Raw genomic sequence first — 6,673 nt, forward strand, 5'->3', positions numbered from 1 at the left:
CGAGGCCGAGGGCGACGAGGTCCAGCGCGGTCGGCAGGTCGTTGACCTCGAAGCCGGTGCGGCGCTCCACCCGCACCCGGGCGAAGGCCTGATCCACCAGCTGCCGGGTGCCCCAATCGGTCTGGAAATCGACGAAGGTCTCGCGGCCCAGCCGGCTCAGTGCCACGTTCTTCCGGCCCGCCAGCGGATGGTCGTGGCGGCAGGCGGCCACCAGCTCCTCGCAGGCCAGCATGGTGGCCTGCACATCGGGCGGCGGCGCCGGCTGCATCGGCACGAAGGCTAGGTCCACCCGGCTGTCGCGCAGCTTCTCGAACAGTCGGTCGCTGCCGCCCTGGCACAGCCGGATCTCGACCCCCGGATGGGCGGCATGGAAGCGGGCCAGCAGCTCCGGCAGGTCGACGAAGGGCGCCAGGCTGTGGGTGGTGCCGATCGCCAGCCGGCCGCGCGCCAGGCCCTGCACCTGGGCCACCGCATCGCGGGCGCCCTGCGCCGCCGCCAGCACCCGCCGCGCCTCCTCGGCCAGCACCCGACCGGCGGCGGTCAGGTCCACCCGCCGCGTGCTGCGGATGAACAGCGGCGCGCCCAGTTCCTCCTCCAGCGCCCGGATCGAGGCCGACAGGCCGGACTGGACGATGTTCACCCGCCGCGCGGCGCGGGTGAAATGCTGCTCCTCCGCCACCGCCAGGAAATGCTCCAGCTGCCTCAGATCCATGGTCCGGCCCGATCCTGCGATTGTTCGCTGATCATGCTGAATGCGATCTGAACATTCAATTGGAACGCTGAATGCGATGCCGTCATTCTCCAGGCCTGACATAATGGGGAGACGACCATGAGCGAGACCCACCTGCCGACGCGGCGTTTCGGCACCACCGACATGGCGATCACCCGGGTCGGCTTCGGCGCCTGGGCGATCGGCGGCTCCGGCTGGGCCGCGGCCTGGGGCGAGCAGGATGACGACGCCTCGGTCGCCGCCATCCGCCACGCCGCCGAAGTCGGCATCAACTGGATCGACACCGCGGCCGTCTACGGCCTCGGCCATTCCGAGGAGATCGTCGGCCGCGCCCTGCGCGAGATCCCGGCCGGCAAGCGGCCCTATGTCTTCACCAAGGGCGGGCTGATCTGGGACGAATCCAACCGCACCGCCGTGCCGAAGCGCGTCGGCGCCCCGGCCAGCCTGCGGCGCGAGGTCGAGGCCTCGCTCAAGCGGCTCGGGGTCGAGCGGATCGATCTCTACCAGCTGCACTGGCCGGCCGAGGACGGCACGTCGATCGAGACGCTGTGGCAGACCTTCCTCGACCTCAAGAAGGAAGGGAAGGTGCGGGCCGTCGGCCTGTCGAACCACAATGTCGAGCTGCTGACCCGGGCCGAGGCGGTCGGCCATGTCGACACGCTGCAGCCGCCCTTCTCGGCGATCCGGCGCGACATCGCGGCGGCGGAGCTGCCCTGGTGCGCGAAGCACAATACCGGCGTCATCGTCTACAGCCCGATGCAGTCCGGCCTGCTGACCGGCGCCTTCACGGCGGAGCGGGCGGCGGCGCTGCCGAAGGACGACTGGCGCTCGCGCTCGCCGCATTTCACCGGCGACGGCCTGGCCCGCAACCTGGCGCTGGCCGAGGCTCTGAAGCCGGTGGCGGCGCGGCGCGGCACCTCGGTCGCGGCCGTGGCGGTGGCCTGGACCCTGTCCTGGCCGGCGGTCACCGCCGCCATCGTCGGCGCCCGCGGGCCGGAGCAGGTGGATGGCTGGATCGACGCCGCGACCCTGGAGCTGACGCCCGAGGACGTCGCCGAGATCGCCGCCGCAATCGAGCGCACCGGCGCCGGCACCGGGCCGGTGCGGCCGTAAGCGTCGCGACTATGGCTGCAAGGGGATGAGCCGCGGCCGCAGCCAGGCCGCGAGCTCGTCCTCCGACACCTCGCCGGCCGCCAGGGCCAGCCAGATCGACAGGCATTCGGCGTCATCCGCGGCGATCTCCCGCCCCGCGAGGGCCAGGAAGGTTTCGGTGACCACGAAGGCCACCCGCTTGTTGCCGTCGATGAAGGGATGGTTCCGGATCAGGCCGAAGCCGTAAGCGGCGGCGAGGGCCGCGAGATCGGGCTTGCCATAGGCAAGCAGATTGCGGGGGCGGTCAAGGGCGGAGTCCAGCAGGCCGGCGTCGCGCAGGCCCGGGGCGCCGCCATGCTCCACCAACTGCTCGTCATGCAGCGCCAGGACGACCGCGCGGCCGATCCAGCGCGGCGCGTCCACCTACTTCGCCAACTCCCGCAGCAGGTTGCGCCGCTTCTTCATCACCTTGCGGGCGGCGTCCATCTGTGCCTCGAAGTCGGGGTCGTAGGGCGTCAGCCGGTAACCGTCCGGCGCCTCGGTCAGGTAGAGCGTATCGCCCTCCTGGACGTGAAGCCTGGTCAGCACATCCTTGGGCAGGACCGCTCCGACCGAATTGCCGATCGCGCGCAGCTTCAGGGCGACCATGTGGAGCCTCAAGGATCGTGATCACGCATGTAATAACATGCGATCGATCCTCGTCCGGTCAAGAGCGACGTTGCCGGCCACCTACATGACCGTCAGAGCATCCCCCGGCGTGATCCGGCCGCCGCCGATCACCTCGGCGTAGATGCCGCAATCGGCGTGGCGGAAGCCGGTCATCAGGGCCTTCGGGATGTTCAGGTCGCGCTCGCCGGTCGCCGGGTTGACGTTGGTGGCGGCGCAGCGGGTGATCCGGGAGACGACCCTGAGCCGCGCCGCGCCGACCGTCAGCTCGCGCCCGATCCAGTCGAACTCCGCCCAGGCCGGCAGGCCGTCGAGGATCAGGTTGCCGCGGAAGCGCCGCGGGTCGACCGGGGCGCGCGTCACCCGCTCGATGTCCTTCACCGAGGCCAGGTTGATCAGCGAGACCAGCTTCTCCGGCTTGTCGGTGAAGGCGATGCCGGGGGCGGCGACGATCTTCAGCGCGCCGCGCGCATCCTTCATGAAGGCGTTCAGGAACTGGTTGATCAGCTCCTGCCCGATCGGCATCGACAGCAGGCCGCGCGCCACCTGCTTGCCGTCGCGCTTCAGCGTCAGCGCCTCGGTGGCGTCGTCGTAGTCGATGCCCAGGAGCGCCAACCGCTCATCGGTCATCAGCTGCAGGAACTGCCGCTTCGGCTGCCAGCTCGGCGCCGTCGGGTCGCACTGGCTGGCGCCATGGACGATGGCGAAGCGCCGGTCATGCGGCAAAGTCCCACCGGCGGCCAGCTCGGCGGCGGCGAGTGGCTGCCCGGCCAGGCCCTTGACGGGGTAGCGATATAGGTCGGCGAGGCGGGCGGCGGCGGTCATGGCGGTCGGTCCGGCGATACGGGAGAAAACCCTAGCGCGTTATCGCCGCCAGAAACAATCAGCGCGCCGAGGATCGCCGCTATGCGCGATTGGGACCTTTCCGCTCCTGCAGGATGTTGCCGCCATCCACCACCAGCGACGCGCCGGTGACGTAGCTGGCGCCGGGCGAGGCCAGGAAGGCAATGGCGGCTGCCACCTCCTCGGGCCGGCCGGCGCGGCCGATCGGGGTGTGGCGCCCGGCGCGGCCCGGCGAGGACGGGGTGGTGATCCAGCCGGGTTCGACTGCATTCACCGTCACGCCCTGGGCCGCCACCTCCAGCGCCAGCGCCCGAGTCAGGCCGCTCAGCCCCGCCTTGGCCGCGGCATAGGCGCTCTCGCCGGAGATCGCCACATGCGGCCCGGTGACCGAGGAGACGTTGACGATGCGGCCATAGCCGCGCCCGAGCATGTGCGGCAGCACCGCCCTTGTGGCGTTGAAGGCGGTCTTCAGGTTCAGCGCGATGCCCTGGTCCCAGGCCTCCTCGCTCAGGGCCGCAAAGGCGGCGCCGCGCATCCGCAGGCCGGTCTGCACCATGCCGGCATTGTTGACCAGGATGTCGATCCGGCCATGCGTGGCCAATGCCGACTCGGCCAGGCGCTCGGCGTCCGCCATCAGGGTCAGGTCGCCCGTAACGCCCGCGGCCGTGTGGCCCTCGGCCCGCAGCTCGGCCGCGCGCACCTCGATGCGGTCGGTGGTCGCGGCCAGCACCAGCACGGCGCCCAGCGCGGCCAGCCGGCGCGCCGCGGCGAAGCCGATGCCCTCGGGGTTTCCGGCGCCGGTCACGATCGCCACCTGGCCCTGTAATTCCATGGTCCTAAGCCCTCCGCTGCCGGCGAATGCTGCCGATGCGGAAAGTCGGCCACAAGCGGTCTTGTTGCGGCCCGGCCACACCCCTACATCAGTCCTGCATCCTCCCGGATCGCACATGACGTGGATCAAGGCGGGGTCGGGCTTCGTGCAAGACGATCGCGCCGGACAGTGGAGACAGAGTGTATGGACCTTCAGAAGTTCACCGAGCGCAGCCAGGGATTCCTCCAGGCCGCTCAGACCGCGGCGCTGACCCGCGGCCACCAGCAGCTTTTGCCCGAGCACCTGCTGAAGGTGCTGCTGGATGACGAGGAAGGCTTGGCGGCCAACCTCATCCGCAGCGCCGGCGGGCGGCCCGAGGCCGCGTCTCAGGCGGTGGAGCAGGCGCTGGCCAAGCAGCCCAAGGTCGAGGGCGGCGGCGGCCAGGTCTATATGAGCCGCGAGCTGGCGCGGGTGCTGGACCAGGCGCAGGAGCAGGCGAAGAAGGCCGGCGACCAGTATGTCGCGGCCGAACGCCTCCTGCTCGCGCTGGCCATCGCCAAGGAGACCGGGGCCGGCGCAGCCCTGGCCCAGGCCGGCATCACGCCGCAGACGCTGAACCGCGCCATCGACGCCATGCGCAAGGGCCGCACGGCGGACAGCGCCACGGCCGAGGGCCAATACGACGCCCTGAAGAAATACGCGCGTGACCTGACCGAGGCCGCGCGGTCAGGCAAGCTCGACCCGGTGATCGGCCGGGACGAGGAGATCCGCCGCACCATCCAGGTGCTGTCGCGCCGGACCAAGAACAACCCGGTGCTGATCGGCGAGCCCGGCGTCGGCAAGACCGCGATCGTCGAAGGGCTGGCGCTGCGCATCGTCAATGGCGACGTGCCGGAGAGCCTGAAGAACAAGCGCCTGCTGGCGCTCGACCTCGGCGCGCTGGTCGCCGGCGCCAAGTTCCGCGGCGAGTTCGAGGAGCGGCTGAAATCGGTGCTGCAGGAGGTGCAGTCGGCCGCCGGCGAGATCGTGCTGTTCATCGACGAGATGCACACGCTGGTCGGTGCAGGCAAGGCGGACGGCGCCATGGACGCGTCGAACATGCTGAAGCCGGCCCTGGCGCGCGGCGAGCTGCACTGCGTCGGCGCCACCACGCTCGACGAGTACCGCAAGCATGTCGAGAAGGACGCGGCGCTGGCCCGGCGGTTCCAGCCGGTCTTCGTCTCCGAGCCGACGGTCGAGGACACGATCTCGATCCTGCGCGGCCTGAAGGAGAAGTACGAGCTGCACCACGGCGTGCGCATCACCGACGGCGCGATCGTGGCCGCGGCGACCCTGTCGAACCGCTACATCACCGACCGGTTCCTGCCGGACAAGGCCATCGACCTGGTGGACGAGGCCGGGTCGCGGCTGCGCATGCAGGTCGACAGCAAGCCCGAGGAGATCGAGGCGCTGGACCGGCGCGCCATGCAGCTGAAGATCGAGCGCGAGGCGCTGAAGAAGGAGACCGACACGGCCTCGAAGGACCGCCTCGCCAAGCTGGAGCAGGAGCTGGCCGAGCTGGAGGAGCAGTCCTCGACGCTCACCGCCGCCTGGACCGCGGAGAAGGAGAAGCTGTCCGCCGCCACCAAGGTCAAGGAGCAGCTGGACCAGGCCCGCGGCGAGCTGGAGCAGGCGCAGCGTTCCGGCAACTGGGCGCGCGCCGGCGAGCTGACCTATGGCGTGATCCCGGAGCTGGAGAAGAAGCTGAAGGAGGCCGAGGCGGCCCAGGCTTCGCACATGGTGCGCGAGGAGGTGCAGGCCGACGACATCGCCGCGGTGGTCAGCCGCTGGACCGGCGTGCCGGTCGACAAGATGCTGGAGGGCGAGCGCGACAAGCTGCTCCACATGGAGGACAAGCTGAAGACCCGCGTCGTCGGCCAGGACGAGGCGCTGACCGCGGTCGCCAACGCGGTGCGGCGCGCCCGCGCCGGGCTGCAGGACCCGAACCGGCCGATCGGCAGCTTCCTGTTCCTGGGCCCGACCGGCGTCGGCAAGACCGAGCTGACCAAGGCACTGGCCGAGTTCCTGTTCGACGATGAGACCGCCATGGTCCGCATCGACATGTCGGAGTTCATGGAGAAGCACGCGGTCAGCCGGCTGATCGGCGCCCCGCCGGGCTATGTCGGCTATGACGAGGGCGGCGCGCTGACCGAGGCGGTGCGGCGCCGGCCCTACCAGGTGGTGCTGTTCGACGAGGTCGAAAAGGCCCATCCGGACGTCTTCAACGTGCTGCTGCAGGTGCTGGACGACGGCCGCCTGACCGATGGGCAGGGGCGGACGGTCGATTTCCGCAACACGCTGATCGTCATGACCTCGAATCTCGGCTCCGAGCATCTCGCCGTGGCCTCGATCGAGCAGGGCGACACGGAAGGCGAGATCGATTTCGTCAGCCGCGAGAAGGTGCTGATGGCGGTGCGCCAGCACTTCCGGCCGGAGTTCCTGAACCGGCTCGACGAGATGATCGTGTTCCGCCGGCTGGTCTCAATCCCTCC

At 70.3% G+C, this 6,673-nt stretch carries 7 protein-coding genes; 2 read left to right on the top strand and 5 right to left on the bottom strand.

Going from position 1 to position 6,673, the window contains the following annotated elements; all coding sequences use genetic code 11:
- A partial coding sequence (locus ABDW35_RS28970; RefSeq protein ID WP_343717322.1) for a LysR substrate-binding domain-containing protein occupies nt 1-712 on the bottom strand: 712 nt, incomplete at its 3' end.
- A 117-nt stretch (nt 713-829) separates the two neighbouring features.
- Between ABDW35_RS28970 and ABDW35_RS28975 the strand changes: the two genes are divergently transcribed.
- Entirely contained in the window at nt 830-1,843 is a 1,014-nt protein-coding gene (locus tag ABDW35_RS28975) for an aldo/keto reductase (protein WP_343717323.1), read from the top strand.
- 9 nt (nt 1,844-1,852) lie between these two features.
- Here ABDW35_RS28975 and ABDW35_RS28980 read toward each other — a convergent pair whose 3' ends face one another.
- From ABDW35_RS28980 to ABDW35_RS28995, 4 genes are all read right to left on the bottom strand, one after another.
- The gene (locus tag ABDW35_RS28980) at nt 1,853-2,245 is read right to left on the bottom strand and encodes a type II toxin-antitoxin system death-on-curing family toxin (protein ID WP_343717324.1); all 393 of its coding nucleotides are present in this window, start codon (nt 2,243-2,245) and stop codon (nt 1,853-1,855) included.
- Nucleotides 2,246-2,470: an AbrB/MazE/SpoVT family DNA-binding domain-containing protein gene (locus ABDW35_RS28985; protein ID WP_034831167.1), complete on the bottom strand. Its 225-nt coding sequence runs from the start codon at nt 2,468-2,470 to the stop codon at nt 2,246-2,248. It abuts the gene before it with no gap.
- A gap of 81 nt (nt 2,471-2,551) precedes the next feature.
- The gene (locus ABDW35_RS28990) at nt 2,552-3,313 is read right to left on the bottom strand and encodes an MOSC domain-containing protein (RefSeq protein WP_343717325.1); all 762 of its coding nucleotides are present in this window, start codon (nt 3,311-3,313) and stop codon (nt 2,552-2,554) included.
- Between the two features lie 79 nt (nt 3,314-3,392).
- Complete coding sequence (locus ABDW35_RS28995; RefSeq protein WP_343717326.1) at nt 3,393-4,163, bottom strand: SDR family NAD(P)-dependent oxidoreductase; 771 nt, start codon at nt 4,161-4,163, stop codon at nt 3,393-3,395.
- 183 nt (nt 4,164-4,346) lie between these two features.
- Between ABDW35_RS28995 and clpB the strand changes: the two genes are divergently transcribed.
- On the top strand, nt 4,347-6,673 hold a 2,327-nt coding region (gene clpB, locus ABDW35_RS29000), incomplete at its 3' end, for an ATP-dependent chaperone ClpB (RefSeq protein WP_343717327.1).

This window comes from Inquilinus sp., from assembly GCF_039594555.1.
Classification (GTDB): Bacteria; Pseudomonadota; Alphaproteobacteria; order DSM-16000; family Inquilinaceae; genus Inquilinus.